We start from the raw sequence: 25,337 nt of genomic DNA on the forward strand, positions 1-25,337 counted from the left end.
GCCCGCTCGATTGCCGCAAAGGACAAGCGCCCCGCATCTTCGGGACAACGACGAACGCAACACGATGCAAGGCGCAAACCGATGTTCCACAATCCCCGTCTCGACACCGCCCGGGCCATCCCGGTTCCCTCGGACCTCCCGCGCGAGGTCGCCGGCACGCTGCCCACGGTCCAGGTGCTGACCCATGCCGTCGCCGATGCGACCGTCGATCAGGCCGTCGATGCGCTGCTGCAGCGGCCCTGCAAACGGGTCTTCTTCCTGAACGCCCATTGCGCCAATGTCGCCGCGCGCGACCCGCTTTACGCCAGCGCGCTGCGCCGAGCCGACCACATCCTGCCCGACGGTATCGGGATCGAACTTGCCGCCCGCCTGCGCGGCAATCGCCTGACCGCCAATCTCAACGGCACCGACTTCATCCCCGCCCTTCTGCGCGAAGCCGCCCGGCGGGGGCTATCGGTCTTTCTGTTTGGCGCGCGCCCCGGCACGGCCGAACGCGCCGCCGACCGCCTGATCCGCGACATACCCGGCCTGCGCGTCCTGGGCACGATGGACGGCTATGACGACGCACAGGACGAAGAGGCCGCCATTGCCCGGATCAATGCCTCTGGCGCGGACATCCTGCTGGTGGCCATGGGCGTGCCACAGCAGGAATTGTGGATCGACCGCAATGCGGAACGCCTGAATACGCGGCTGAACCTTGGCGTCGGCGCGTTGTTCGATTTCCTGGCCGGCAACGTTCGCCGCGCGCCCGCAATCGTGCGCAAGGCGCGCATGGAATGGGCCTGGCGCCTCGCGGTCGAGCCGCGCCGCATGGCTGGCCGCTACCTGATCGGCAATTTCACCTTCATGGCCCGCGCCATCGGCCAGCTTGTGCCACGGTCGCGCGTGACCGATCTTGTCAAGCGCACGCTCGACATTGCGCTTGCAGGCGCCGGGCTGATGGCGCTGTCACCTCTGTTTGCGCTGATTGCACTGGCGATCCGGCTGGACAGCCCCGGCCCGGTCTTCTTCACCCAGCGTCGGGTGGGCAAGAACGGCTGCGCCTTCCGCATGTACAAGTTTCGCTCGATGCATGTCGATGCCGAGGCGCGCCGGGCCCAGCTGCTGGACAATTCGGACCGCGAGGGCGTGTGTTTCAAGGCGCGCAACGATCCGCGCGTGACCCGCGTCGGCCGTATCCTGCGCCGCACCTCGCTGGACGAGCTGCCGCAACTCATCAACGTCCTGCTGGGCCATATGTCGATGGTCGGGCCGCGCCCCGCCCTGCCCGAGGAAGTCGCGGCCTATCCCGCCCGGGCCCTGGAGCGGCTCAGCGTCCGTCCGGGCCTGACCGGGCTGTGGCAGGTCTCGGGCCGCGCCGATATCGGCTTTGACAAGATGATCGACATGGACGTGGCCTATGCCAATTCGCGCTCGACCCTGCTCGACCTGCTTCTGATCGCAATGACCTTCCGCGTCGTGCTCACGGGGCACGGTGCCTACTGACCTCCGGCCATCCATACAGGAGATTTTCCTATGACGCATATCCGCAAGGCCGTCTTTCCCGTCGCGGGGCTTGGCACCCGCTTTCTGCCCGCCACCAAGTCGGTGCCCAAGGAGCTGCTGCCTCTGGTCGACCGCCCGCTTATCCAGTACGCGGTGGACGAAGCCCGCGCCGCCGGGATCGAGGAATTCATCTTTGTCTCGGCCCCCGGCAAGACCGCGCTCGAGGATTACTTTTGCGCCCATGCCGCGCTCGAGCGGCAACTGGCCGACAAGGGCAAGACCGATCTCATCGAACGCCTCGCCCCGACGCGGATGCCCGAAGCCGCGCTGACGATCATCCGCCAGGACATGCCGCGCGGCCTGGGCCATGCCGTCAGCCTTGCCCGCCGGCTTGTTGGGGACGAACCCTTTGCCGTGCTCCTGCCCGATGACGTGATCCGCGCGCCCAAAGCCGCGCTGGCCCAGATGGTGCAGGCCCATGCCCGCACCGGCGGCCACATGGTCGCCACGATGCAGGTGCCGCGCGCGCAGGTCTCGGCCTATGGCATTCTGGATTGCGACGAAGACGCCGCGCGGGGCCGGCTGTTGCGCGCCCGCGGGCTGGTGGAAAAGCCCCGCCCCGAATGCGCGCCCTCGACCCAGGCGGTGATCGGCCGCTATATCCTGATGCCCGACATCTTCGACCGGCTGGAACGCCAGGGCCCCGGCGCGGGCGGCGAGATCCAGCTGACCGACGCGATCAATGCCGATGTCGAAACCGTCGGCGTCACGGGCTATGCCTTCGATGGCGAACGTTTCGACTGCGGCTCGATCCAGGGCTTTGTCGAGGCGACATTGGCCTTTGCGCTGGACCGGCCCGAGCTGGCCGCGGGCCTGCGCGCGCGCATCGACCGTCTGGCGGGCAACGACCGCTTCGCGGCCTGATCCGTGAACGGGGGCGCCTACCCGAACGGATAGGCGCCCATCCCGATGCCCGGATGACCGCCTCGGGCCAGACCGCTAGAAGTTTAATCAATTCGTAACCGAAACATGCCATCCCCGAGGACGACCATGACCCTGCCCCGCATTGCCCATCACCTGCGCGCCGCGCTGATCGGCGCACTTGCCCTTCTTTTCGCCCAGCCCGCGCTGGCGGATCTGCCGCGCCCGCAAGGCCCGGTCATCCTGACCATCACCGGCCAGATCGCCGAAACGAATGCCGAAGGCGCGGCCGAATTCGATCTGGACATGCTGCGCGCCCTGCCCGCCGAAACCATCCGCACGACCACCATCTGGACCGAGGGCGAACAGGAATTCACCGGCGTGCCGCTGCAGGCGCTGCTGGATCATGTCGGCGCGACGGGAACGACCCTGCGCGCGGTCGCGATCAACGACTATGCCGTGGACATTCCCGCCTCGGACGCGGCCGAAGGCGGCCCGATCCTGGCCTATGAACGCAACGGCGCGCCGATGTCGGTCCGCGACAAGGGGCCGCTGTGGATCGTCTATCCCTATGACTCAGACTCGCGCTATCGGACCGAGGTGATATATTCGCGCAGCATCTGGCAACTGAACCGCATCGATGTCACCGACTGACACGCCAGAACGGGCACATGCCCTGCGGCGCCTCGTGCGCCGCCTTCGCCCCGGCCCGCGCCGGGGCTATGCCCTTCTGGGGCTGGTCACGCTGATCTGCCTTCTGTCGATCGTCACGCTGGGCCAGGCGGTGATGCGCGATCTGAACCTGCTGCGCCAGGCCAGCTCCGACAACGTGCAATGGACCCTGTCCCAGGCCGAGGTCGAGTTTCTCTATTTCGAAAAGGCGCTGGACCACGCGCTGGTCGCCCCCGGTGACGACCGCAGCCCGGTGGTGACGAAATTCGACGTCTTCTACAGCCGCATCAACACGCTGGCCCACGGCGCGTTATATGCCGATCTGCGCGAAATCCCCGATTTCATGGCCCCGCTGCGCCAGATCCAGGATTTCCTGGACCAGGCCGTCCCGGTGATCGACGCGATCGACAGCGCGCCGATCGCGCGGCTGCAACAGCTCGAAGAGGCCAGCGAAAAGATCGCCCCCGTCGTGCGGCAGCTGTCCAATGCCGGCCTGTTCCACTTTGCCGCCCAGTCCGACCTGCGCCGAAATGGGATCGCGGTCACGCTGCAACGGCTGGCGCTGGCCACCGCCGCGATGATCGGCGCGCTGGGTCTGATGGCGCTGCATTCCTTCCGCCTGGGCCGCGCCGCGCAAAACAGCGCGCAGGCGCTGGAACAGGCCTGGCTGCGGCTGAACACGGTGGTCCAGACATCGCTGGACGCGGTGATCGTGACCGACCGCCACGGCCGCGTGCTCGAGTTCAACCCGGCGGCCGAACGGATCTTCGGCTATCGCTTCATCGATATCGAGGGGCGCAAACTGGGCGACCTGATTGTGCCCCCCGACCAGCGCCAGGCGCATGAGGACGGCCTGCGCCGCATGAACGAAAGCGGCGAAACCCGCGTGATCGGCGCGGGGCGGGTACAGATGACGGCGATGCGCGCCAATGGCGAAACCTTCCCGGTCGAGATGGCGCTGGAAAGCGCGGGCCCCGAGGACAACCGCATCGTCATCGGCTTTCTGCGCGACATCACCGCGCGGCTGGCCGCCGAACGGGAGCTGGTCGAGGCCCGCGACCGCGCGCTTGCCGGCGAAAAGGCCAAGGCCGAATTCCTGGCCATGATGACGCACGAGATCCGCACCCCCCTGAACGGCGTGATCGGCAGCCTGTCGCTGTTGCAGGAAACCGCGCTGACCGACCGCCAGCGGCGCTATGTCAACAACATGGCCCTGTCGGCCCAGCAGCTGATGCACCACGTCAACACGGTGCTGGACATCGCGCGCTTTGAATCGGGCATCGTCGAGGCGGCCGAGCGTCCGACCCATCTGGGCCGGCTGGTGCAGGACATCGTGGACGCGCAAGAGGGCCACGCGGCCCGGAACGGCAACAGCCTGCAATGGTCGTGGGAAAGCGAACCGCGGGACTGGGTGATGGCCGATGCCGTCCGGCTGCAGCAGATCCTGCTGAACCTCGTGGGCAATGCGATCAAGTTCACCCGCAACGGCCGCGTCGCGATCGAGCTCGAGGCCCTGCCCGACTGCGATCAGCCGGGCAAGACCTGCATCGAGTTTCGCGTGATCGACACCGGCATCGGCATTCCCGAATCCGCGCAGGCCCGCATCTTCGAGGATTTCCAGTCCGTCGAACCCAGCCTGCAGCGCCAGACCGGCGGCACGGGGCTGGGCCTTGGCATCGTGCGCCGGCTGGTCACCGCGATGGGCGGCGAATACGGCGTGGAAAGCGAACCCGGCCAGGGCAGCGTGTTCTGGGTGCGCCTGCCGCTTGCCCCGGCAGAGCCGTCCGAGGACGCGCGCCCCGCCCGCGCCAGCGCCGGACGGTCGCGGCCGCTGGACGTGCTTCTGGTCGAGGACAACGAGATCAACCGCGAGCTGGCGCGCGAGATGCTCGAACTCGAAGGCCACCGCGTGACCACCGCCCCCGATGGTCTTGCAGGGGTGAGCGCCGCCAATGACCACCGCTATGACCTGATCCTGATGGACATTTCGATGCCGGTGATGGACGGGCTGGAAGCCTGCCGCCGGATCCGCATGGGCGAAGGCAGGTCGCGCAACAGCCCGATCGTGGCGCTGTCGGCCAATGTCCTGCCCCAGATGCGCGACCGCATCCTGCAGGCCGGCATGTCGGGCTTTCTGGGCAAGCCGATGCGGGTCGAGGATCTGCGCGCCCTTCTGGCCCGGATCGACGCGCCCGCCGACCAGCCGGCCGATGACACCGCGCCTTCCCGACAGGACCCGGCCGATCCCGCCCCAGAGGGTCCCGCCGCAAAGGATCGCGCCCCAAGGGATCGCACCGATGACGGCCACGCGCCCGGCCAGCCCCCGGACCCGGTGATCGCCCGCCTGCGCGACAGGTTCCGGCAGGAAACAGACGCCCTGTTCGACTGGCTCGCCACCTCGCCGCAGGACGTGGCCGAGATCGCCGCGCGCTGTCACAAGATCGCCGGCAGCGCCGCGGCCTTCGGCCATCTTGCGCTGCGCGACGCCCTGGTCGCCATCGAGACGCGCGCAGCCCAGGGCGCCGGCCCCGCCGATCTGGCCCCGCTGGTCGACGCCGCCCGCGCCGCCTGGCTCAGTCCAGCAGCAGCGCCGCGCCCATGATCCCCATGACCCGGCCGACCTCGGCCAGGTTCGTGACCGAGGAATCGTAGCACGCGATCGCATCGCCGGGCAGCAGATAGGGGTCGTGGTCGTCGCGCTCGGCCCGGCGCAGCATCTTTTCGATATCGCGTTCGATCACGGCGGACACGCCGGTCACGGGATTGCGCGTGAACAGCACCGCCGAGCGGTTGGCCGAGGTCGCCCGCGCCCCGCCCACGCAGTTGGCATCGACCACCGCCTGCATCATCCGCGTGCCATAGGGCACCTCGCGCACCTCGCGCCCGATGGCCGAAGGCGCATTGCCCGTCGCGGGCTGGGTCAGGTTCGACAGGTACAGGCTGACGCCCGGCGGGCTGATCGGGCCCGGCCGCATCAGGTCGTCCTGAAAGCAGTCGCGGCTGGGCACGCGAATCTCGTCGCCGGTCAGCAGCATCACGTCCGCGTCCGGGTCGCGGCCATGGAACATCTCGCGCAGGTCCAGCCGGTAAAGCCGCCCGCCGCGCCGCAGCTCGACCGCCGAAAGATCCGCATCCGGCCGGATCCCGCCGGCCGAGCGGATCGCCGCCGACAGGTTGCGCGCCTCGGTCGAGGCACCGATGGCCAGTTGCCGCTCGGTATCGATCCGGTCGCCCGGCGTGCCGCCGATCTCGGAGACGCGCGGCTCGAACACCGCGCCGTCGATCGCCACCGTGACCGAGGCCCAGTCCCGCACCCGCACCGACAGCCGCGGCGGGCTGTCGTAGAATCCGTTGGCGATCAGCGCGAGGGTCATGTCGGCCTCGACCTCGTCGGTGCTGCGGCCCTGCGCCGGGATCGGGTCCAGATAGGGCAGCTTCAGCATCCCGTCGCGCGAGATGACATAGGACCCGCTCAGCGTCTCGTCCCCGTCGATGCGCACGTCCAAGAGGTCGTTGCGGCTCAGCTTCTCGCCGCGCAGGGCGGCGATGTCCAGCCCCGCGCCCTTGCCCATGGCATCGCCCGCCACCGCGCCGCCCAGCGGCGGGCGGCACCGCGCGGCGTTCATCTCGCGCGCGCGCAGGACCAGCGGATCGGGCGAACGCGCCGGCAGGTCGCGATACTGCGCCTGATAGCCCAGCCCGCGCGAGACCGGCTCGACATTGCGCGGGGGCGCCGTGCCCGCACAGCCCGCAACCGCCAGAATCGCAAGCCCCGATACCAGGTCATTGAGCCGCAAGGATCTCATCCATTCGTCCGCCGTCGATGTTTCCCCATGGTTGTATGGGCCAAGCACGCCCGAAGGCAACAGCGGCGTGACGCCCCTTTGGCGCGGTCGCCCTATCCGGTCGGATAGGCGGCCAACCCGATGCGACGCGCGCCCCACCTTCCGCGCGCATGAATGGCCCCCGCGGCGGCGCTATGGTGACCCCGACGCAATGAATGGACTGCCATGACCCCGCACGTCTCCAGCATCGGCACGCTTGCCCGCAATCTTGTCGCCTATGGCGCGTCCGAGGCCGCGGCGAAACTGTCGCGCCTGTTCGTCGTCGTGGCGGTGGCCCACCGGCTGGACCCGGTGCAGATCGGCATCGCCGCAACCGCGCTGGCCGCGGCCGACATCCTGAAGGCGCTGACGGAAAACGGCGTCATCCAGCGCATCATCCTGGCCCCGGCCGACCGGCTGGCCGCGACCTGCCTGACCGCGCATCGCATCTTCTGGGCCTGGTGCGGGGGGTTGTTCGTGCTGCAATCGCTGGTGGCGCTTGGCGTCTGGCTGTCGGGCGCGGACCCGCTGGTCGCGGCGCTGATCCTGATGCTGGCGGGCGAATACCTGTTCATGCCCGGCGGGCTGATCCAGGCGGGACTGGCGATGCGCCAGGGCAAGCTGCGCCAGACCGCGGCCATCGCGGGGGCGCAGATCGTGCTGTCAAACATCCTGGCCGTGGTGATCGCGCTGGTCTGGCCCTCGGCGCTGGCGCTGATCCTGCCGCGTCTTCTGACCGCGCCGCTGTGGCTGGTGCTGATGCGCCGGCTGGCCCCCTGGCGGCCCGAACCCGGGGTGACGCCCGCGCCGATCGGCCCCTTCCTGCGCTATGGCTGGGCCGTGCTGGGGGTCGAGCTGGTCAAGGCCATGCGCCTGCAGGCCGACAAGCTGGTCGTCGGCGCGCTTCTGGGGGCGCAGATGCTGGGCATCTATTTCATGGCCTTCAATGCGGGCCTGTCGATCGCCAGTTCCTTCTCGACCGCCTTTGCCACGGTGCTGTTCCCGCATCTGTGCGGGGCCGATGACCGCGCGACGGCCCTGCGCCAATCCATCCTGATGAGCCTTGGGCTGGTCACGCCGATCGTGCTTGCCCAATCGCTTCTCGCGCCCATCTATGTGCCGATGCTTCTGGGGCACGCCTGGGCCCAGCACGCGCCGGTCGTGTCCGTCCTGTGCCTTGCGGCCATCCCCGCCATGCTGTGGACTGCCGCAGCGGGCTGGCTGCGCGCCGCCGACCAGCCGCACAAGGAATTCCTGGTCACGCTGGCGCTGACTGCGCTTCTGATCCTGAACACCGTCCTTCTGGCGCCGCGCGGGCTGCTGGCGATTGCCACGGGCTATACGATCGTCACCTGGACGGTGCTGTGCGCCGCCTCGGTGCCCGCGCTGATCCACGCCTTTGGCCCCCGACTGACCGCAAGGGTGTAAGCGATGCCGCATGTCTCGATCATCCTGCCCGCCTGGAACGCCGCCGACACGATCGCGCAGACGCTGAGCTCCATCACCGCCCAGACCTTCCCCGACTGGGAGGCCATCGTGGTCGATGACGGCTCGACCGATGCGACGCCGCAGATCGTGGCAGGGCTTGCGCAGACCGATCCGCGCATCCGGCCGGTTGCCAATCCGGGCAAGGGGCCCAGCGACGCGCGCAACCACGCCGCGCTTGCCCTTGCACGCGGACAGATCCTGGCCTTTTGCGATGCCGACGACATCTGGTCGCCCACCAAGCTGGCCGAGGTTGCCGCCGCGCTGGACAATCCGCAGACCGACGGCTGCTTTGGCAGGATCGCGTTCTTCCACAAGATGCCCGAGGATGCGCGCAGCTTCTCGACCGTGCCGCCCGGGCCTTTGACCATCCCGATGCTCTTGGGCGAAAATCCCGTCTGCACCATGTCGAACCTGTCGATCCGGCGCGCTGTCTTTGTTGCCTCGGGCGGGTTTGACACCACCATGGTGCACAACGAAGACCTGGAATGGCTGATCCGCGTGGTGGGCGGTGGCGCGCGCATCCGGGGGATCGACCGGCTGCAGGTCTGGTACCGGGCCTCCACGGGGGGGCTGTCGGCCGATCTGCCCGCGATGCGCGCAAGCCGGGCGCGCGCGCTTCAGACGGCGCGCCGCTTCGGCCACGAACCCGACCCGGCGGCCGAGGCCGTCTATCTGCGCTATCTCGCGCGGCGCGCGCTGCGGCTGGACCTTGGCGGGGCCGAGGCCATGCGCCTTGCCCTGCAGGGTCTTCGCACGGATGCGCGCGCGTTCTGTTCACCGCTGCGTCGCGGGCTTGCCACCGCGATCGGGGCCCTGACCGCCCCCTTCCTGCCGCGGCCGCTGCGCCGCGCGCTGTTCAGCCATTGAAAGAGGTCCCCCATGCCCCGCGCGACCATCGTCGTTCCCGCCTTCAACTGCACCGAAACGCTGCCGGCGACCATCGCCTCGCTGCGCGCCCAGACCTTCCGCGATTTCGAGATCGTCATCGTCAATGACGGTTCGACCGACGACACCGGCGCGCTGGCCGAACGCCTGGCCCGGGACGATGCGCGGATCCGCGTCATCCACCAGGCCAATCGGGGCCTGGCGGGCGCGCGCAACAGCGGCATCGCCGCGGCGGCGGGCGAATTCATCGGCTTTTGCGACGCCGACGACATGTGGGCACCGACCAAGCTGGAAACCCATGTCGATCACCTGCTGGCCGAACCGATGGTGGGCCTCAGCTATTCCGGCTCGGTTCTGATCGACGCGGCGGGCCGCCCGACAGGCCACCGCCAGCGCCCGCGCCTGCGCGGCGTCACCCCGGCCCATGTCTTCAAGCGCAACCCGGTGGGCAATGGTTCGTCCCCCGTCATGCGGCGTGCGGCCCTGGCCCAGATCGCCTGGCGCCCGACGCATGAAACCGCGCGCGACTGGGTCTTCGACGAAACCTTCCGCCAGTCCGAGGATATCGAATGCTGGCTGCGCCTTGCCCTGACCACCGAATGGCGGATCGAGGGCGTGCGCGGCGACCTGACGCTGTATCGCGTCAATCCCGGCGGCCTGTCGGCCAATACCGAACGCCAGCTGGAATCGTGGGAACGGATGGTCACCAAGCTGCGCCCGCTGGCCCCCGATTTCTTTGCCCGCCACGAAGCCGCGGCGCGGGCCTACCAGCTGCGCTATCTCGCGCGCCGCGCGATCAGCGACCTGGACGGCGCCTCGGCGCGCGCGCTGATGCGCCGGGCCAACGCGACCTCGCTGCGCCCCTGGGTCGAGGAACCGCTCAAGACCCTGACCACCCAGACCGCCGCCCAGCTTCTGGCCCTTGTCGGCCCGGCCCCGCTGCGCCGTGCCTCGAACCTCTTTGCCAGCCGCTCGAACGGCTGAGCCCGACGGAGATTGCCATGACCCGACTGAAAGTTGCCCATCTTGTCGACGACACCACCGCCGGGGGCGTGATGCGCCTTCTGGACTTCATCTGCACCAATCCCGACATGGCGCGCCATGCCGACCACCAGATGCATGTCGTGCGCCGCGGGGCCTTTGGCCTGCGCCGCATCCCGGCCGACGTGATCGTTTCGCACCTGTCGATCAGCTGGCGCAACCTGCCTGCCCTGGTCGCGCTGCGCGCCACCCATGCGCGTCAGAAGATCGTCCATGTCGAACATTCCTATACGCGCCAGTTCACCGCGCTGAACGTGCCGAAGGTCGATCGCTTCATGACGCTACTGCGCGTGGCCTATGCCCTGTTCGACCATGTCGTCGCGGTCAGCCGCGACCAGGCCAACTGGATGGCGCAGCGCAACCTGGTGATCCATGGCACGCCCAGCGTCATCCCCCCGATGGTGGACCTGTCCCGCTTTGCCGAACTGGCCGATCCCGTCCGCCCGCCGCGCCGGATCGGGGCGATCGGGCGGCTTGACCGGCAAAAGGGCTTTGACCTGCTGATCCCGGCCTTCCGCGCCCTGCCCGACCGCGACCTGCGGCTGATCTTCTATGGCGACGGCCCCGAACGCGCGGCTTTGCAGGAACTGGCCGGCCAGGATCCCCGCATCCGCTTTGTCGGCCATCTGTCGGACCCGGTCCTGGCCATGGCCAATGTCGATGCCGTCGCCATGCCCTCGCGGTGGGAGGCCTATGGCCTTGTCGCGCGCGAGGCCCGCGCCGCCGGTCGCCCGGTTCTGGTCGCCCCGCATGACGGGCTGCGCGATCAGGTCGCCGATGGCGCGGTCCCGGTCATGCCCTATACCGAAAACGGCTGGACCGCGGCGCTTTCGCGGCTGGTCGCGGGCCAGGTCAGCCCCGCGCCACGGCCCGACATCGCGCGCCATACGCGGGATTTCGTCACCGCATGGACCACGCTTCTGGACCGCCTGACCGGCGCGGATCAGGCCGCCGAACAGCCCCGCGCTCAGGTCGCCTGAACCGGGGCGCGCAGCCGCGCGCGCCACATGCGAAAGCGCCCCTGGCCGGTGACCTCGCGGATCAGCCCGGCGCGCTGCATCCAGGCCAGGTTGCGCTGAACCGCCGCACGGCTGGCGCCGGTCAGCTTCTCGGCCATGGGGGCCGAGACCAGCGGCCATTCGACCATCACCCGGACCAGCGCGGGCGGCGTGCGGCCCGACAGGCCCGCGATCTGGTCCTGCGCCCGCGCCTGCCAGGTCTGAATGTCGTCCAGATGCCGCATGGCCGCGCGGATGGCATCCTCCATCCCCTCGATCCAGCGGCGCAGGCGCTGCTCGACCGGGCCCGAGGCGCGCAGCGCCCCCGCCCCGCCCAGCGACAGGGGCGCAAAGACCGCGCCGCGGCATTCCTCCGCCGCGATGCGCGCGGCGGTCACGGCGGCCTCCAGCCGGTCGCCGGGGTTGTCCAGACCGGCCAGCGCCCACAGATGGAACCCCATCGCCGCCCGCGCGATCGGGTGCAGGGCCCGCGCCGCCTCCATCATCCCGGCCCAGGCGCTGGCGCGGTCCGACAGGCTTTCGGCGCCGGGCGCCATCTCGCGCGGGTCGCGGCGGCCCAGGAAGTCGGCCAGCCCCTCCATCGGGCCGGGGCCGCCGGTCAGCCGCCGCACCGCCCAGGCGGCGCGGGTCAGCGCGGCCATGTCGTCCTGCACGCCCGACAGGCGCAGCGCCACCCAAAGCGCCAGCCGATCGGGCGCGATGCGGTCGCCGGTGAACCAGCCCAGCTCGGCCGCCTCGATCAACGCCAGCCGGTGACGCCAGCCTTCGGGCCCCCGCGCCAGCCGTTCGTCCAGCGCGCCCAGCCGCTGGGCCAGCCGGGCCAGCGGCATTGCCAGCGCCGCCTGCGCCGCCAGCCATTCGGCCACGATGTCCGATTCCCCCGGCTGGCGCGACGCGCCCGGCAGGAGCGGGTCGGGCTCTGGCGCCGGTTCGGCCGGGCCGGGCAGGAACCACGGCTCCTCTGACATCTGACCGGTCATGTCGTCATCGCGCTGCGTCATGGCCGCAACCATAGCAGCCCCGCGCGCCGCGCCACAGGCCCCGCGTTCAGAGCCCCGCCTTCAGGCCGGCTCGGCCCGCGCCCCGCCGGACAGCATCGCGTTGGGCGGCAGGGCGCCCGCCCGTGGCAGGATCTGGGTCATATCGACCGGTTCATGGTCCCACAGGTCCACGCCCACATTGACACAGTTGCGCCAGCCGGGCGTGGCGCCATGCACATGGCCGAACAGATGGACTGCGCCGCCATGCGCCCCGTTCCACGTCACCAGGGGATAGTGGCACAGCACCACCCTGCGCCCCGCATCGTGAATCTCGGCAAGGTCGTGGACCGAATGCCAGCCCAGCCCCAGCACCCACTTGCTGTCGTGATTGCCGCGCACCAGGTGCTTGCGCCCCGGAATGCGATCGAGAAAGGCGGCAAGCGCGGGCTGGCTGCGTCTGCTGCCAAAGGCGAAATCGCCCAGCACCCACAGATCGTCGCAGGGCCGCACGCGGCGGCTCAGCTTCTTCAGGTAATGGGCCTGCATCTGTTCGACCGAATCGAAGGGCCGGTTGCACAGCCGGATGATGTTGGCATGGTCCAGATGCAGATCTGCCGTGTAGATATGGGTCATGGTGTCCTCCTGTCGCTGGAAATCGTCAGACGACGCGGGGGATGGGCTGCGGCCCGCCAAGGCCCTTGACCGGCATGTCGGAATGGCAGGGATTTCAGGCAGCACGCGACCGCCCCCGCGCTTGCGGGGTCAGGCGGTCATATGCGGATGATGCGCTGCCCGTTCGTCATGGCCGCGATATTCCGCGCGAACCGGGACGATGTCAACGGCCGCGAAACGGCCGGTCGGCACTGCGCGATTGCGCCCCGCACGCGGAATGGCCTAGAACGGCGCGCATGAAACAAGGGGCCCCGCGCATGACCGACAGACCCGACCAGACCGACCCCCGGCACGGCAACCTGCCCCGGGTCGTCGCGATCGGCTTCAACAAATGCGGCACGCGCTCTCTGGCGCAGCTGTTCCGCGCCGCGGGCCATCGGGTCATCCACCACAAGATCCGCGACCGCTGGCCCATTCCCCGCCGCATCGGCAAGGTGATGCGCGACAACCTGGCCGCCGGCCGCCCGGTCTTTCACAGCGCCGAGGATTACACCTTCTACTGCGACCTGATCTACAATGACGGACGCAGCACCTGGGACGGCGCCCGCGCCTTTCGCGAGATCCTGCGCGACTATCCCGACACGATCCTGCTGTTGAACCTGCGCGACCGCGAACAATGGATCGCCTCGCGGCTCAAGCATGGCCATGGCGAATTCGCGCGCCGCGAGATGGCCGCGCGCGGCCTGTCGGATATCGAGACGCTGAAGGACCAGTGGCGCGCCGAATGGGACAGCCACATCGCCGAGGTCCGCGCCTTCATGGCCGACAAGCCGGACAATTACATCGAATTCGACCTCGACCGCGACAGCGCCCGGGACCTGGCCGCGCGCCTGCCCGCCTATCGCCTGGACCCCGCGGCCTTTCACGACATCGGCCGCAGCCGCGGCCGCCGCATGGGCCCGCTGATGCGCCTGGCCAAGAAGCTGAACGCCCATCTGCGCCCCCGCTTCTTCAGATAGGGGGTGGTCCATGATCATCAGCAACCGTCATCGCTTCATCTTCCTGCACAACCGCAAGACGGCGGGCAGCTCGATCTCGGTCGCGCTTGCGCGTTACCTGGGGCCGGACGACCTTCAGCTCAGCGCCATTGTCGAAACCCTGCGCGAGGGCATCCCCCTGACCGCGCGGGTCCTGCGCGAGGCGAACCGCCAGATGAAGGGAACCCTGCCGCTGTTTCGCCTGCTGGGCACGCGGCAATACGGGCGCGCGGTGACCCGCGCCATCGACCACGCCTATCGCGGCAGGCTGGGGCGCAAGCCGCCGCACAGCCCCGCGGCGACCGTGGCGCGGGTCTTTCCCGGGGAATGGGCCACCCATACCCGGTTCTGCGTCGTCCGAAACCCGTGGGACAAGACCGTCTCGGACTATTTCTGGCGCATCAAGGGGCTGCGGAACCCACCGGATTTCGCCACCTATGTGCGAGCGCTGGCGGCTGGTGACGACCTAGGCGGCATCGTTCCGGTCGCGTTTCACGACAACTGGCCGCTATACACGATCGACGGGCAGATCGCGTGCCACCACGTCATCCGGTACGAGAACCTGACGCGCGACCTTGGCCGCACGTTGGAGCAGATCGGCATCGCATGGGACGGCTGGCTGCCGCGGGCCAAGGGCGGAACCCGCGCCGCCGGCAAGGACAGGCCGCATTACAGCCAGATGTATGACGACGAAACCGCCGCCATCGTCGAACGGCTCTATGCGCCCGAAATCAAGGCCTTTGGCTATGCGTTCTGAAGCCTGGGCCGGGGGGGACCGGTTTGATCTGTCGCCGGGGCGGCTTCCGGGCTATTCCGGGCACGGAACCCGCCCGCTTTTGACTGCGAGGGAACACATATGACCACCAGGCGCCGCATTGTCATCCATCTTGGCCTGCCCAAGACGGGCAGCACCACGATCCAAAGCCTGCTTGCCGCCAACCATGACCGGCTGGGCGACGGTATCCGCGTCTCGGCCAAGGATGACCTGACCTACCGGCTGCGCAAATACGCCCTGAAATACTGCCGCAGCGGCGGGTTCCCGTGGTGGAAGCTGCGGCGTGAAATCGCCCTGCGCGAAATGGTGCGCAAGATCGACGCGATGTCTTTCGACACCCTGATCATCTCGGACGAAAATCTGATCGGCATCGAATCCGGCAGGCTGTTCGATTCGCCCGAGCGGCTGCACTACGACAGGTGGCTTGCACATCTGGATGCGGCCCTGTCTGGCCATGACGTGCAATATGTCATCTATCGGCGCGAGCCGAACTCCTGGCAGCGCAGCGCCTGGAACCAGGCCTTCAAGATGCGCCGGGTCAAGACCGACTTCGACAGCTGGGCGCGGGACCATTCCGACCTGGACGCCCCGCGCCGTCTGATCGAGCAGTTCCGGGTCCTGCTGGGGGACCGGCTGCATGTGATCGACATGGCCGAAGAGATCGGCGAGAACCGCCTGTTGGGCCGCCGCGTGCTGGACGTGGCGGGCGTCTCGCCCGAACGCATCGCCGAACTGGTCAAGCCGCCGCGCGAAAACGAAAGCCTGCCGCTGGCCGCGGTCGAGCTGCTTCGCCTGATCCACGAGACCGGCAAGATCCGCAGGGGCCAGTACCGGATGCTGACGCGGCTGTTTCGCGCCCATCCCGAACTGTTCGCACCGAATTCGGCAACCGTGCGCAAGGATGGCTAGGCGCGGGCCGGAACCGGAAATCCTTTCCCAAGGGTCAGAGCGACAGGCGCGCGACTGCAATCACAAGGCATCGGCATGAAAAAACAGATCATCTGCATCCGCTGGGGCAACAAGTACGGGGTCGATTACGTCAATCGCCTGTATGCGATGGTCGCGCGCAACATCACCCCGCCCTTCGACTTCTACTGCTTCACCGATACGGCTCAGGGGCTGAACCCCGCGATCCGGGCCATGCCGCTGCCGGATCTGGGCTGCGAGCTGCCACGCACAAGGCAGGGCATCTGGGGCAAGTCGCGTCTGTGGAGTGCCGATCTGGGCGGCTTGTCGGGACCGGTCCTGTTCCTGGATCTCGACGTGGTGGTAACGGGCAACCTGGACGACATGTTCACCTATGGCGCGCCCGACGACGTGATCCTGACGCGCAACCCCAACACGCCGTTCGAGAGGCTGGGCCAGACCTCGGTCTATCGCTTTCCGGTGGGCAAGCTCGCCCCCCTGCGCGAGGAATTCCTGGCCGACCCGCAGGGCGTGGCCGAACGCTATGTCTTTGAACAGCGCTTCGTGACCCGCCGCGCGCCGGGCGGCGTCCGCTTCTGGCCGCGCGGCTGGGTGCGCACCTTCAAGTGGCACTGCGTCCGCACCTTCCCCGTGAACCTGATCGCGCCGCCGAAACTGCCCCGCGGCACGAAGATCGTGATCTTCCCGGGCGGGCTGAACCCGCCCGATGCGATCGCGGGGCGCTGGAACGCCCGCCACCGCCACATGAGCCGCTGGGACCACCTGAAAGCCGGCCTGCGCGGCGAACGCGAAGGCAGCCTGTTTCGCCACATGCGCCACTATATCCTGCCCGCGAAATGGGTCGAAAACGCCTGGCGCGACGATCCCTAGGACAGGCCCAGCCGCCGGGCCAGGTCGCGCGCGGCGGTGTCCTCGACCAGGTCGGATTCGATGCTGTTGACGGTCCGCATGACCTTGCGGCGATATTCGTCGCGCTTGGCCACCAGGTTCGGCCCGCGCGCGATCTTGGCCTCCAGATCCGCGCGCGATCGGGTGTAGTAATGGTTCAGCTGCACCGAAGCGGTCGAATAGAAATCCGCCCGGTCGCGCGTGGACAGGCTGGCCTTTTGCCCGGCATCGTTCCAGGTGGCGTCGTTTCCGTCGGTCTCCATCGAATGGATGCGCAGGGCCGTCAGGCGGCAGGGATCGACCAGCATCTTGAAGGCGCGGATGCCGGGCGCGTCGCTCATCGGGTCGCGCGCGCGCATGACATAGTTTTCCAGCACGCCGCCCGGCGGCGGCTGATCGTGGCCGGAAAAGCCGAACATGTGCCAGGGCAACGAGACATTGGGGATGTCCTCCAGCGGCGCCAGCGCCTCGGTCAGGCTGTCGCCGCGCCGGGGCACCAGGAATTCGTCCACGTCGATAAAGGCCATCCAGCGAAAGTCGGGGCCGAAATTGCCCGCCGCATGGGCATAGGCCAGCACCTGGTTGTGGATCTCGCGCCCCAGGCGGATGTCGCTCAGCCTCTGGGCCCAGGGCAGGATGGTCAGCGCCCCGTCGGGCAGCGTCCGGCGCAGGATGTCGGGCGTGCCATCGGTGCTGGCATCGTCGTAGACGATGAAATGCCGCACGCCCACGGCGTGGTGAAAGCGCGCCCATTCGGCGACAAAGCGCGCCTCGTTGCGCATGATCGCGGCGATGGCGATGCCATGCCGCCCCGCCCTTGGCCGCGGCGTGGCCAGGCCCAGCTTCGATATCTTCGCCCGTTGAAGCAGTTTCCGCAGCATCGCGCCCCCTGACCGGCCCGCCTTCGCCCCTGCCTTAGCGCAGCGGGTGGAACGGGGCAATGTGGGGGGTTTGCCTTTAACCGGCGGATTCGATCTGACAGGGCATCAGAAAACACGATCATGTTGATGCGAGGACAGGATGAATAGCCGGCGCAAGGGTGTTCTGTTGTTGACGGAACGTCGAAGCGGTTCGAATTGGTTGGGATCTCTTGCGCGCAACGCGAAGCTTGGCAATTCCGAAGAATGGCTGGACAAGAGGCAGCTGGGGCTGGAACCGGAAGCCGTAGATGCCACGACCTGTTTCGAAACGGCCCTGGAACGATCCAGCCAGGGATGTGCCGGCTTTTTCGTCAAGATCTTTCCAAGCCACCTGTATGAGATGCAGGATGCCTTTGGCATGGATTTCATCGCCTGGTGCCGCGAACGTCATGACGTCGCCCTGATCACCCTGACCCGAAACGACAGATTGCGTCAGGCCATTTCGTTTTCCCGCGCACTTCAAAGCGATCAATGGACCGCGCGCCACGACGCGAAGCGGAAACCCGAATACGACTTCCATCAGATCGCGCGGTGCCTGTTCCTGATTGGGCGCAGTTACAGCTGCTCACTTAGCCTTCATGTCTGACGAAGGACATGACGGTTTCGATTGGTCGTCTGCCCCGGTTTCGGTAGCCCCAGATGCGGGCGCTCGTTCCCGCGCAAGCCAGGTACAGCCCTTGGCCTCTATGCGGCATGATACTGGCTAAGGCCGGCCGCCGGCTCTGACACCGTGCAGAAGTCGATCCAGGTTCCGGGCGATATCCCCGACGCCTTGCCGGACGTCATGTCATGTCCATTTTCCCGCACGCGTTCATGCGCTATGGTCGCATCGCGCATGCCGCTTTCCACGCCGACCGTCAGAAGGGGACCCCGGGCCGATGCCAAACTACAATCTGTGGATTCTGGGCGAATCGAACATCTCCGTCTCGGGCGGCAAGACGCTGGACGGGATCACGCAGGGCGACGGTTCGCACCTGGTCGGAGAGACGATCACCCTGAACGCCCCGAACTGGGAAAAGGTCCAGATCAGCGACGACGACCCCGTCTTTGCCGACAATGATGGGAATCAGGGTCTTGCGGGCGCGCAGACGATCGACGGCATCACCTATGCCGACGGAACCCGGGTCGAATCCGAATACAAGCTGACCCTGCTGGATGCCGCCACGGGCAACACCTATACGGTGGTCGCGTTCAACGTGCGCGAACCCGGTTCCCAAAATTCCTACGGCACCATCGAAGGTCTGGCCTTCATCGGACCGGACGGGGCCTGGCCGCCAGTCAACAAACCACTGACCGTCGTCGCGGCAACCGAGGGGCCGAGGCATAATGACACGAATTTCGAGTACGTGGACCATGTCGCGCCCTGCTTCACGCCCGGCACGCGGATCGCTACGCCCGACGGGCCGCGCCCGGTCGAAACCTTGCGCGCGGGCGATCTTGTCCTGACGCTGGATCATGGCCCCTGCCCCGTCCGGCTTGCGCTGCGCACCCGCCTGTCGGCGGCCCAGCTGCGCGCCGCGCCACATTTCACGCCGGTCGTCATCCCGCGGGGCAGCATGGGGAACGGTCTGCCCGAACGCGACCTGATCGTGTCGCCCCATCACCGGATGCTGCTGCGCGGCCCCCTGTGCGACCTTTTGTTCAGCGCGCCCGAGGTCCTGGCCGCTGCCGCCCACCTGCCCTGGGCACGGCCCCAGGACCCGATCCAGGCGGTGGAATATATCCACCTGCTGTTTGACCGGCACGAGATCCTGCTGGCCGAGGGCGCCGCGACCGAAAGCCTGCTTCTGGCCCCGATGATCTGCGACCGCGCCCCGCCCGCGATGCGGGCCGGCCTGCGCGCGGCAATTCCCGATCTGGGCCAGCCCGGCGGCACGCCGTGGCAGAAAGCCGCGCGGCCGATCCTGCGCCGGTGGGAGGTCGCGGCCCTGTCCGCGCCCCCGCGGCGCCGCGCTGCTGGGTCCGCTGTGAGGATTTCGGTCTGACGCGCGCCACGGGCGCGTAACCCCCCGGTTCTGTCTTTTCCATGGCCTTTGCAAAAGCTGCGCCTGCGCAATGCCTTGTCGTGCCTTGTGTGCATGATTGACACATTTTGCGCATTACATCGGATTTCCCGCGACAGCCCCGCCCGACAGCCCGGCCTGCGCCCCTGCCCGGGCCCCATGCCCCCTGCCCCATGGGCCGCGCGCCCGGCCGGCAAAGGGTCTGGCGCATCTCCGATGCAAGTGAAACCCGTTTTCAATCCATCGTTTCATGATAGCATATGAAATTGTATTTCATCGTCACGGGTCCCCTGCCCCATGCTCATCGGCTATGCCCGCGTCTCGACACTGGACCAGACGACCGATGCGCAGGTGGCGCAATTGCGCGCCGCCGGCTGCACGCGGGTCGAGATCGAACATGCCTCGGGCGCGGATCGGGCGCGGCCCGTCCTGCGACAGGTTCTGGCGCGCATCCGCCCCGGCGATACGCTGGTCGTGGTGCGGATCGACCGGCTTGCGCGCTCGCTGTCGCATCTACTGCAGATCCTCGAACGCCTGGAACGGCGCGGCGCGTGGTTCCGTTCGCTGTCGGACCCGATCGACACGGCCTCGGCCCAGGGGCTCTTCACGCTGCAGGTTCTGGGCGCGGCGGCCGAGTTCGAACGCGCGCTGATCCGCGAACGCACGCTGGCGGGGCTGGAAGCGGCGCGGGCGCGGGGGCGCGTGGGCGGCAATCCCCGCCTGAAGGCGCGCGAGCCCCAGGCCATCGCCCAACTGCGCCGCGCACGCGACGAAAGCTACTTCAACCGCATCACCGATGAGGCCGAAAGCTGGGTGCCCGAGCTTCGCCGGATGCGCCCCGACCTGCCCTGGCAGGACGTGGTGCGCGCCATCAATGCCCGCCTGCCCGACGGCGCGCGCAAATGGACGCAAGCCCGGCTGATCCGGGCCGCGCGGCGCTATGTGCGCGACGGCCTGCTGCCGGCCGAGGTTCTGGACCGCGCGCCGCGCCGGTCGGGGGACGATCGCCTGCTGGTGCTGGTGGCCGGGCTGCGCCGCGCCAACCCGGACATGACGCTGGCCCAGATCGCCCAGAGGCTGGAATCCATGCGCATCGCGACGCCGCGCGGCCATGCCAGGTGGTATCCGTCATCGGTGCGCGTCATCCTGCAACGGGCCGAACGCGCGGGATTGCTGGCTGGCGGCTGACCTTCCCCGCGGGGAAGAAAAAGGGGCAGGCCATCGGCCCGCCCCGCTGATGCGACCTTCCCCGCGGGGAAGATCAGTCGTCCAGCACCTGCAACATCTGCCGCACAGCCTGTTCCAGCCGGCGGCGGTCGATCGTCGTAAAGTCCACCGGCAACTGGATTTCCAGCTTGCCATTGGCGGCAACGCATTTGCCGCGCCCTTCGGGCCGATCGAACTGAAAGCTGGTCTTGGCGCGCGCGGGCTTGGCCGTGCTGCCCTTTGGCGCGGGCGCAGGGGCCGCTTCGGGCTGGTCCTGGCCCGCCAGCTTGCGCAGGATCGCCAGCTCCTGATCGGCGGTCAAGGCGCCCTGCCCGGCGGTTTCGGCGCGAAAGGCCGCGGCCAGATCCTCGCCCTGGTCCAGCCGCTTGGCCAGCGCCAGCCCCAAGGACCGCGGTATCTGTTCGGCAAAGCGCAATTGCGACCCCAACGCCCGGACCAGCGGGATGAAGGCCCTGATATAGCTGCGCTTCTGGTATCCCGCCGATTTGAACAACAGCGCCACGGCGCGATCGGGATCGTTTTCTTCGGTCTCCGGGTCGGCGGCATAGTCCAGCGCCAGCATCGCCATTTCGGCAAACGATATGTCCTTGCGCACAAGGTTTTCATCGACCATGCGGCGATACAGGGCCTCCAACCCCTCGCCCGGCGCGCTGACCATGGCCGGGATCGCGCCCCAGCGTTCGGCGTCGCCCGTCTCCTCCAGCAGCCGGCGATAGGCCGTCAGGCGGCGATATCCCTGGATCAGCTCGAAGCGGCCATCCTCGGTCGATTCCAGCCGGATCGGGTTCGACAGGCCGATCTCGCGGATCGACTGGATCAGCTCGGCCAGCTCCTCGTCTTCGCCCAGACGGCGGTCGCGGACCAGTTTCGAGGAATCGATCCGGTCCACCGGCACCAGTTCCGCGACAAGTCCCAGCCGCTTCAGGCGCACATGTTCATGCGCCAGCGCGTCGTTCTCGGCGCGGATCTTGGCTTCCAGCTCGGCCCGCTGGCGGGTCGCGTCGGCGGTTTCGGCAATCGCGGTGGCCATCGGCCCGCGACGCAGGCCCGGCGGCATCGGGTCAAAGCCGCGGATGCGCGGCTCGGGCGGCTGGGCCACGGCCTCTTCGGGAATGTCGATATCGAACATGCGGCGACGTTTGCTCATGTCGCGCCCTCCTTAGATCTTGTCCCAGGCGGCGATCACGCTGCCCTTGAATTCCTCGTAGGCCCGGTCAAAGCTGGCCCGGGCGCGGCGCCAGGTCTCGCGCGTCATGTCGCGGTAATCGATCTCGTAGACCGACGACAGGAAGCGCCCCGACTGTTCCACCGCGCGGGTCATCTCGATCGGGTTCTGCGCGACATGTGCCCCAAAAACCTTGCGAAAGGCTTCGAACATCGCACGGTGCAGGTCGTTGCCCGGCTCATAGCGGGTCATCAGGAAGCGGATATCGACGAATGCCTTGGGCAGCGACATCTTCCCCGCGGGGAAGGTCGGGCCAAAGGCGGCCAGATCCTCCAGCGCCTCGGCCAGCTGACCGATGAAGCTGGTCGTCGAGTCATATTCCCAATAGCCGGGCCCCGAAGGGATATACAGCATGTCGGCGGCAAAGACCGCGTTCATCGACTGATAGCCAATCGCCGGCGGGCAGTCGAAGATGATCAGGTCGTAATCCTCGTCCGGCAGCCCGTCGAGATAGCGCGACACCGCGGCAAAGAACGACCATTCCGGGTTCAGGTGGCGATACTGGGCCGAGGCGAATTCGACGAAGGCCGCGTTCGCGCAGGACGGAATGATGTCGATCGTGGACCAGGCGGTGGGCTTGATGAAGTCGCCGTGGCGCAGCTTGTCCAGCCCCAGATCGCGGATCGAGGCGGGGATCTGGCGGCGGGGCAGGGCGGTGCCCGAGGCCGCCGCGACCGAGGCCGCGTTCATCCGGTCGGTTTCGCGGATCAGGTCGCGCGCCATGATGCCCCAGACGGTGTAATCCTCGGCCACGTCGGTCAGGCCCATCGAATGGCTCAGCGTCGCCTGGGGGTCGAAATCGACCAGCAGCACGCGATAGCCGTCCAGCGCCGCAGCATGGGCGAAGTGCAGCGCCACGGTGGACTTGCCCGCGCCGCCCTTGAAATTCGCCACCGCCACGCGGAAGGCGCGCTTGCCCGCCGGCCGGGGCGGCATCAGCGACTTGCGGTTGATCTTCATCCGCCGGCGCAGCTCGTTGATCTCGTCCAGCGAGAACCAGCGCTGACGCCCGTCGGGCTCGACCTCGCCGCCGGGCAGGTCGGGTTCCGCCGCCAGCCGGCCGCGAAAGGTGGACTGGTTGATCTTGAAGATCAGTTCGGACACCTCCCACGAGGAAAAGCGCCGCAGGGTCTTGCGGCTTTCGGGGCTGAAGGTCTGCTGGCGGATCCAGCTTTGCATCTTCAGCGACTGGGCCTGCAATCTTGACAGGTCTTCATGCGTGTACATCTGCCTCGCTCCGCAACGTAAATTCTGTTGTGTTTTTGAAATACGCCGAATTTGCCAAAAGTGCAAAAGGGAATATATAGTGAAAGCGATCTTCCCCGCGGGGAAGGGAAGGCCGTGCCGGGCCCATGGAATCAGGCCCGATTCGCGCGGACGGGGCAGGGGACAGGCCGAATCGCCCCACCATGGCGAATCGGGCGCGGGCCCGGCCGATCTAGGGGGACACCAGATCGCGCCACGCCACATATTGGGGGACAAAAAGCCGCCAATAGGGGACGCTCAGGATGGCCCCCAATACCATTGATACCCTTTTCTTCGAAATGGTTTGGGGTCAGGGGACCGGGCCCGGTGGCCGGCTGCTTGACAGAATCGAAAAACTGGACGCTAATGGCCTTGGCTGCTGAAAGAACGTTGACTTAACCACTCTTTCAGCCAAGAAGGTCATAAGGCCCAGGCCCAGAGGCAGAATCGATCGGGGTCACGCAAACGGGTCCGGCAGGGATCTGCGCGCCGGTCGCGGCAAGGAACAGGAGAGTGACATGCAGCTGGCCCGGCCCGTCGGGCGCGAAGCGGCATCGCGCAAATATGACATCCTCTCGGCGCTGATGGCCTTTGCGCTGGCCCAGGACAAGCATGTCCAGCGCCAGGTGATGCGGCTGATGGCGCTGATCACCACGCGCTATAACTGGCAGCGCGACGAACTGACCATGGGCCAGGCCGAGATCGCGCGGCTGTGGTCGGTGGACGAACGAACCGTCAAGCGCGAGATGGCGCGGCTGCGCGCCAAGGGTTGGCTGGTGCTGAAACGGCAGGGCGCGCGCGGGCGTGTCAGCTGCTATGGCATCGACCTGAACCGGATGATGGAGGATACCCGCCCGGCCTGGCCGCTGATCGGAGAGGATTTCGTCGAACGGATGACCGGCCGCGACCGCGGCGCCGAAGCGGGGCAGGGGGGTGCGCCCACCAATGTCGTGCCGCTGCGCCCGGTGCCCTCGCCGGACAGGGACGGGGGGCTGTGGGCGCGCGTGCAGGCCCGGCTGCATGCCGAGGATGCCGCGATCTATGGCGCGTGGTTTCATGCGCTGACCGAGATCGGGCAGGAGGAGGGCTGTCTGACGCTGGCCGCGCCGACGCGCTTTCATGCGACTTATGTCCAGTCCAACCTGCGCGAGCGGCTGATGCGCGCGCTGCGGCGCGAGGACCCTTCGATCCGCGAGGTCCGGGTGATCGCCTGACCGGGGTGGCCGGTTGTATTCAGGCGCTGCACAATCGGTCCACGTCGGCGCGCGCGGGGATCGCGGCCTGGGCCCCGGGGCGGGTGCAGGTCAGGCTGCCCGCCGCCACGCCAAGCCCAAGCGCATCGGGCAGGGGGGCGCCTTCGGCCAGCGCCGCGGCGAAATAGCCGCAGAAGGCATCGCCCGCGCCGACCGTGTCGATTGCCTCGACGACGGGGGCGGGGGCCGAAACCGGGGGCTGGCCCGGTGCGCAGGCGAGAGCGCCGCGGGGGCCCAGCGTGGCCACCACGATGCGGCCCAGACGCGCGGCAAGGGTTTCGGGGCTGTCGTCGGGCGCGCCGATTGCGCGCGCCAGCCCGGCCAGTTCGTGTTCGTTGCCGATGACGATATCGGCCTCGGCCGCCACCTGTTCGGTCCAGTCCTTCAGCGGCGCGATGTTCAGGATCGACCGCGCCCCGGCGCTGCGCGCGGCGGCGATGGCCTCGGCCACGGCGGCCCGGGGTATTTCCTGTTGCAACAGCAAAACGTCATGCGGTCCAAGCCCGATGCAGGCAGCGCGCGCCAAGAGCGCATCGACCCGCCCGTTCGCGCCGGGATGGACCATGATGGCGTTCTCGCCGTCCTCGGCCACCATGATCAGCGCCGCGCCGGTGGGTTCGTCGAGCCGCGCAACCGCCTCCAGGTCGATCCCGGCCTGGTGCAGATTGGCCAGCGCCAGATCCGCATGGCTGTCGCGCCCGACCGCGCCGGCCATGGCGACCCGCACACCGGCCCGCGCCGCGGCCAGCGCCTGATTGGCGCCCTTGCCGCCGGGCGCCAGGAAATGGTGCGTCGCGGGCACCGTTTCGCCGGGGCCGGGCAGGCGCGCCCCTTTCATCGTGATGTCGATGTTGATCGAGCCCAGAACGCGGATCATCCCATCCCCTTAGCCTGTCGTCTGCAGGGGCGC

24 protein-coding genes are annotated in these 25,337 nt (G+C 68.1%); 16 read left to right on the top strand and 8 right to left on the bottom strand.

Going from position 1 to position 25,337, the window contains the following annotated elements:
- Positions 1-81 precede the first annotated feature (81 nt).
- The 4 genes from LV82_RS07120 (at position 82) to LV82_RS07135 (ending at position 5,680) form a co-directional block, all read left to right on the top strand.
- On the top strand, positions 82-1,485 hold the full coding sequence (locus LV82_RS07120; RefSeq protein ID WP_104070317.1) for a WecB/TagA/CpsF family glycosyltransferase: 1,404 nt from the start codon (positions 82-84) through the stop codon (positions 1,483-1,485).
- Positions 1,486-1,515: 30 nt separating this feature from the next.
- Positions 1,516-2,409, top strand: coding sequence for a UTP--glucose-1-phosphate uridylyltransferase (locus LV82_RS07125; RefSeq protein ID WP_104070319.1), 894 nt, complete (start codon positions 1,516-1,518; stop codon positions 2,407-2,409).
- 126 nt (positions 2,410-2,535) lie between these two features.
- Positions 2,536-3,060, top strand: coding sequence for a putative pterin-binding protein (locus tag LV82_RS07130; protein WP_104070320.1), 525 nt, complete (start codon positions 2,536-2,538; stop codon positions 3,058-3,060).
- Positions 3,047-5,680, top strand: coding sequence for an ATP-binding protein (locus LV82_RS07135; protein ID WP_104070322.1), 2,634 nt, complete (start codon positions 3,047-3,049; stop codon positions 5,678-5,680). The genes LV82_RS07130 and LV82_RS07135 overlap by 14 nt, the downstream gene beginning before the upstream one ends.
- Here the strand turns inward: LV82_RS07135 and LV82_RS07140 are convergent.
- Positions 5,652-6,884 carry a polysaccharide biosynthesis/export family protein gene (locus tag LV82_RS07140; RefSeq protein ID WP_104070324.1) on the bottom strand — a complete coding sequence of 411 codons (1,233 nt, stop codon included), beginning with the start codon at positions 6,882-6,884 and terminating at the stop codon, positions 5,652-5,654. The genes LV82_RS07135 and LV82_RS07140 overlap by 29 nt on opposite strands.
- Positions 6,885-7,088: 204 nt before the next feature.
- On the opposite strand from LV82_RS07140, the gene LV82_RS07145 reads away from it, so the two are divergent.
- From LV82_RS07145 to LV82_RS07160, 4 genes are read left to right on the top strand one after another with little or no spacing between them, the layout of a single operon-like run.
- Positions 7,089-8,330: an oligosaccharide flippase family protein gene (locus LV82_RS07145; RefSeq protein WP_104070326.1), complete on the top strand. Its 1,242-nt coding sequence runs from the start codon at positions 7,089-7,091 to the stop codon at positions 8,328-8,330.
- A 3-nt stretch (positions 8,331-8,333) separates the two neighbouring features.
- Positions 8,334-9,257: a glycosyltransferase family 2 protein gene (locus LV82_RS07150; protein ID WP_104070327.1), complete on the top strand. Its 924-nt coding sequence runs from the start codon at positions 8,334-8,336 to the stop codon at positions 9,255-9,257.
- Between the two features lie 12 nt (positions 9,258-9,269).
- A complete protein-coding gene (locus LV82_RS07155; RefSeq protein ID WP_104070328.1) occupies positions 9,270-10,259 on the top strand; it encodes a glycosyltransferase family 2 protein in 990 nt (329 codons plus the stop codon).
- A gap of 17 nt (positions 10,260-10,276) precedes the next feature.
- A complete protein-coding gene (locus LV82_RS07160) occupies positions 10,277-11,296 on the top strand; it encodes a glycosyltransferase (RefSeq protein WP_104070330.1) in 1,020 nt (339 codons plus the stop codon).
- On the opposite strand, the gene LV82_RS07165 is transcribed toward LV82_RS07160, so the two are convergent.
- Complete coding sequence (locus LV82_RS07165; RefSeq protein WP_245873104.1) at positions 11,284-12,336, bottom strand: helix-turn-helix domain-containing protein; 1,053 nt, start codon at positions 12,334-12,336, stop codon at positions 11,284-11,286. The two genes, LV82_RS07160 and LV82_RS07165, sit on opposite strands and share 13 nt — an antisense overlap.
- Before the next feature lie 60 nt (positions 12,337-12,396).
- Positions 12,397-12,948: a metallophosphoesterase gene (locus LV82_RS07170; RefSeq protein WP_104070333.1), complete on the bottom strand. Its 552-nt coding sequence runs from the start codon at positions 12,946-12,948 to the stop codon at positions 12,397-12,399.
- A 296-nt stretch (positions 12,949-13,244) separates the two neighbouring features.
- On the opposite strand from LV82_RS07170, the gene LV82_RS07175 reads away from it, so the two are divergent.
- From LV82_RS07175 to LV82_RS07190, 4 genes are all read left to right on the top strand, one after another.
- Entirely contained in the window at positions 13,245-13,946 is a 702-nt protein-coding gene (locus tag LV82_RS07175; protein ID WP_146065138.1) for a sulfotransferase, read from the top strand.
- A 10-nt stretch (positions 13,947-13,956) separates the two neighbouring features.
- Positions 13,957-14,721 (top strand): sulfotransferase family protein, encoded by a 765-nt coding sequence (locus tag LV82_RS07180; protein ID WP_104070336.1) that lies wholly within the window; start codon positions 13,957-13,959, stop codon positions 14,719-14,721.
- A 99-nt stretch (positions 14,722-14,820) separates the two neighbouring features.
- On the top strand, positions 14,821-15,648 hold the full coding sequence (locus LV82_RS07185; protein WP_104070337.1) for a hypothetical protein: 828 nt from the start codon (positions 14,821-14,823) through the stop codon (positions 15,646-15,648).
- A 75-nt stretch (positions 15,649-15,723) separates the two neighbouring features.
- Complete coding sequence (locus LV82_RS07190) at positions 15,724-16,536, top strand: glycosyl transferase (RefSeq protein WP_104070339.1); 813 nt, start codon at positions 15,724-15,726, stop codon at positions 16,534-16,536.
- Here the strand turns inward: LV82_RS07190 and LV82_RS07195 are convergent.
- Together LV82_RS07195 and LV82_RS14870 are read right to left on the bottom strand one after the other, a co-directional pair.
- On the bottom strand, positions 16,533-17,435 hold the full coding sequence (locus tag LV82_RS07195) for a glycosyltransferase family 92 protein (RefSeq protein ID WP_104070340.1): 903 nt from the start codon (positions 17,433-17,435) through the stop codon (positions 16,533-16,535). The two genes, LV82_RS07190 and LV82_RS07195, sit on opposite strands and share 4 nt — an antisense overlap.
- A 118-nt stretch (positions 17,436-17,553) precedes the next feature.
- Positions 17,554-17,865: a hypothetical protein gene (locus tag LV82_RS14870; protein WP_170063372.1), complete on the bottom strand. Its 312-nt coding sequence runs from the start codon at positions 17,863-17,865 to the stop codon at positions 17,554-17,556.
- Between LV82_RS14870 and LV82_RS15280 the strand changes: the two genes are divergently transcribed.
- From LV82_RS15280 to LV82_RS07210, 3 genes are all read left to right on the top strand, one after another.
- Positions 17,833-18,060, top strand: coding sequence for a Stf0 family sulfotransferase (locus tag LV82_RS15280; RefSeq protein ID WP_170063373.1), 228 nt, complete (start codon positions 17,833-17,835; stop codon positions 18,058-18,060). The genes LV82_RS14870 and LV82_RS15280 overlap by 33 nt on opposite strands.
- A 292-nt stretch (positions 18,061-18,352) precedes the next feature.
- The gene (locus tag LV82_RS07205) at positions 18,353-19,459 is read left to right on the top strand and encodes a Hint domain-containing protein (protein ID WP_104070344.1); all 1,107 of its coding nucleotides are present in this window, start codon (positions 18,353-18,355) and stop codon (positions 19,457-19,459) included.
- 315 nt (positions 19,460-19,774) lie between these two features.
- Positions 19,775-20,665 (top strand): recombinase family protein, encoded by an 891-nt coding sequence (locus tag LV82_RS07210; protein ID WP_104070345.1) that lies wholly within the window; start codon positions 19,775-19,777, stop codon positions 20,663-20,665.
- 73 nt (positions 20,666-20,738) lie between these two features.
- Here the strand turns inward: LV82_RS07210 and LV82_RS07215 are convergent, their stop codons facing one another.
- Together LV82_RS07215 and LV82_RS07220 are read right to left on the bottom strand one after the other, a co-directional pair.
- Positions 20,739-21,851 carry a ParB/RepB/Spo0J family partition protein gene (locus LV82_RS07215; RefSeq protein ID WP_104070347.1) on the bottom strand — a complete coding sequence of 371 codons (1,113 nt, stop codon included), beginning with the start codon at positions 21,849-21,851 and terminating at the stop codon, positions 20,739-20,741.
- Positions 21,852-21,863: 12 nt separating this feature from the next.
- Complete coding sequence (locus tag LV82_RS07220; protein WP_104070348.1) at positions 21,864-23,156, bottom strand: AAA family ATPase; 1,293 nt, start codon at positions 23,154-23,156, stop codon at positions 21,864-21,866.
- A 536-nt stretch (positions 23,157-23,692) separates the two neighbouring features.
- On the opposite strand from LV82_RS07220, the gene LV82_RS07225 reads away from it, so the two are divergent.
- Positions 23,693-24,388 (top strand): DnaA N-terminal domain-containing protein, encoded by a 696-nt coding sequence (locus LV82_RS07225; protein WP_104070350.1) that lies wholly within the window; start codon positions 23,693-23,695, stop codon positions 24,386-24,388.
- Between the two features lie 19 nt (positions 24,389-24,407).
- Here LV82_RS07225 and LV82_RS07230 read toward each other — a convergent pair whose 3' ends face one another.
- Positions 24,408-25,304 (bottom strand): ribokinase, encoded by an 897-nt coding sequence (locus LV82_RS07230; RefSeq protein WP_104070352.1) that lies wholly within the window; start codon positions 25,302-25,304, stop codon positions 24,408-24,410.
- Between the last annotated feature and the right edge of the window lie 33 nt (positions 25,305-25,337).

This window comes from Albidovulum inexpectatum (assembly GCF_002927635.1).
Taxonomy (GTDB): Bacteria; Pseudomonadota; Alphaproteobacteria; order Rhodobacterales; family Rhodobacteraceae; genus Albidovulum; species Albidovulum inexpectatum.